Annotated in this window: 2 tRNA genes and 2 rRNA genes (1 of these 4 only partly in view); all 4 read left to right on the top strand. The window is 58.5% G+C overall.

The annotated features are described in order from the left end of the window. Positions 1-216 precede the first annotated feature (216 nt). A 16S ribosomal RNA gene (locus ACVW0C_RS14050) occupies positions 217-1689 on the top strand. Between the two features lie 123 nt (positions 1690-1812). Continuing rightward, positions 1813-1886, top strand: a tRNA-Ile gene (locus ACVW0C_RS14045). Between the two features lie 89 nt (positions 1887-1975). Continuing rightward, positions 1976-2051: transfer RNA gene (locus ACVW0C_RS14040), tRNA-Ala, on the top strand. A gap of 233 nt (positions 2052-2284) precedes the next feature. Beyond that, positions 2285-2785 (top strand): 23S ribosomal RNA (locus tag ACVW0C_RS14035); it runs 2308 nt beyond the window's last position. Together the 16S and 23S rRNA genes with 2 tRNA genes alongside form the textbook arrangement of a ribosomal RNA operon.

Here is a 2785-nt window from a genome sequence, read left to right as displayed (position 1 = left end):
AAAAATTTTGGGTTGGATATCTTGACGGGGTGGTGGGGGTGGGGATAGGGTAGTAAAGCGCTGATGAGGCCACCCAGCCCCGGCGCCCCAGAACCTTGACAAGTAACTCGTTCAGTCAACCATCGCCAAGCAGCACAGCAGGCTCCCTGAGTCGGCTGGTGGCTGCATATTCAACCCTGTCAAGTTTCCATTTTTCCAGAGACAAGCTCTTGCATCGACACGGAGAGTTTGATCCTGGCTCAGGATGAACGCTGGCGGTATGCTTAACACATGCAAGTCGCACGGACACCTTCGGGTGTCAGTGGCGGACGGGTGAGTAACACGTAGGAATCTACCCTCAGGCGGGGGATAACAGCTGGAAACGGCTGCTAATACCCCATACAGGCGGAAGCTGAAAGGAGCAATCCACCTGAGGATGAGCCTGCGTCGGATTAGCTAGTTGGTGGGGTAATGGCCTACCAAGGCGACGATCCGTAGCGGGTCTGAGAGGATGGCCCGCCACACTGGGACTGAGACACGGCCCAGACTCCTACGGGAGGCAGCAGTGGGGAATTTTCCGCAATGGGCGCAAGCCTGACGGAGCAATACCGCGTGAGGGAGGAAGGCCCTTGGGTTGTAAACCTCTTTTCTGGGGGACGAAAGCTGACGGTACCCCAGGAATAAGCCTCGGCTAACTCCGTGCCAGCAGCCGCGGTAAGACGGAGGAGGCAAGCGTTATCCGGAATTATTGGGCGTAAAGGGTACGTAGGCGGCTGGTCAAGTCTGGGGTTAAAGGCCACAGCTCAACTGTGGGAAGGCCCTGGAAACTGACCGGCTAGAGTGAGGTAGGGGTTGCGGGAATTCCCGGTGTAGCGGTGAAATGCGTAGAGATCGGGAAGAACACCTGAGGCGGAAGCGCGCAACTGGGCCTCAACTGACGCTGAGGTACGAAAGCTAGGGGAGCGAATGGGATTAGATACCCCAGTAGTCCTAGCCGTAAACGATGGACACTAGACGTTGGCCGTATCGACCCGGTCAGTGTCGGAGCTAACGCGTTAAGTGTCCCGCCTGGGGAGTACGCACGCAAGTGTGAAACTCAAAGGAATTGACGGGGGCCCGCACAAGCGGTGGAGCATGTGGTTTAATTCGATGCAACGCGAAGAACCTTACCAGGGCTTGACATGCCGCGAACCCTGCGGAAACGTGGGGGTGCCTTCGGGAGCGCGGACACAGGTGGTGCATGGCTGTCGTCAGCTCGTGTCGTGAGATGTTGGGTTAAGTCCCGCAACGAGCGCAACCCTTGTTCCTAGTTGCCAGCATTGAGTTGGGCACTCTAGGGAGACTGCCGGTGACAAACCGGAGGAAGGTGAGGATGACGTCAAGTCAGCATGCCCCTTACGCTCTGGGCTACACACGTGCTACAATGGCGCGGACAAAGGGTCGCGAGCGCGCGAGCGTGAGCCAATCCCAAAAACCGCGTCTCAGTTCAGATCGCAGGCTGCAACTCGCCTGCGTGAAGGCGGAATCGCTAGTAATCGCAGATCAGCATGCTGCGGTGAATACGTTCCCGGGCCTTGTACACACCGCCCGTCACACCATGGGAGCTGGCCATGCCCGAAGTCGGAGCACCCGCCGAAGGCAGGGCTGGTGACTGGGGTGAAGTCGTAACAAGGTAGCCGTACCGGAAGGTGCGGCTGGATCACCTCCTTTTAGGGAGACCTACCTTGGGGCATCTGAGGGGAGTTAGACCACCCTCAGGCCAGCAAAGGTTATCCCAGGTCGGTCGGGGTTGAAGGGATGGTTGACTGAGGTTCTGGAGGGGAACCGAGGGGAGGGCTATTAGCTCAGGTGGTTAGAGCGCACCCCTGATAAGGGTGAGGTCCCTGGTTCGAGTCCAGGATGGCCCACTGTTTGTCCTGGAGAAGGGAGAGCTAGCAAGCTAGAAGCGAGCTGGCCAAGCTGAGGGCAAAGCCAGAGGGTGGGTGCAGTCTGGACTGGGGGTATAGCTCAGCTGGTAGAGCGCTGCCTTTGCACGGCAGAAGTCAGCGGTTCGAGTCCGCTTACCTCCACCACTTTGGTGAGGAGCCGGGAAGGGGTTCTCCAGTTGGATAGGTTGACGACCGGGCTAGGGGTTTGGGTCCGAGCACAAGCCTCCAGCCGGGTTGAGCCGGCCAGCACTTTGAAAACTGCATAGCAAGAGAGCAGCATGCTTCTGGGTTGAGCCCTCCGAGCCTTGGCTTGGGGGAAGCAGCAGCAACCTGGGGGCATGAGGCAGGTAGAACACCAATGTTACGTGAGGTGAAAAGGTCAAGTCAGTTAAGGGCGCACGGTGGATACCTAGGCACGCAGAGGCGAGGAAGGGCGTGTTACCGACGAAACGCTGCGGGGAGCTGGACAAAAGCGGTGATCCGCAGGTTCCCGAATGGGGCAACCCGGCAAGGCGCAAGCCTTGTCACCTTTGGCTGAATCCATAGGCCAAAGGGGCGAACGCGGCGAACTGAAACATCTTAGTAGCCGCAGGAAAAGAAAACAAAAGTGATTTCCTCAGTAGCGGCGAGCGAACGGGAAAGAGCCTAAACCGCTCAGCTACGGCTGGGCGGGGTTGTGGGACGGCCAAACGGCAGCCGGCGGGCTAGGGGAAGCAGCTGGAATGCTGCACCAGAGAAGGTGAAAGTCCTGTAGCCGAAAGCTCAAAGGCGCCGGCCGGATCCCGAGTAGCACGGGGCAGGGGAAATCCCGTGTGAATCGGCGAGAACCATCTCGTAAGGCTAAATACTCCTGCGTGACCGATAGTGAACCAGTACCG

It is taken from the genome of Thermostichus sp. OS-CIW-26 (assembly GCF_054058395.1).
The sequence above is the reverse complement of the archived record's forward strand: the minus strand, read 5'-3'. Positions and strand labels throughout refer to the sequence as shown.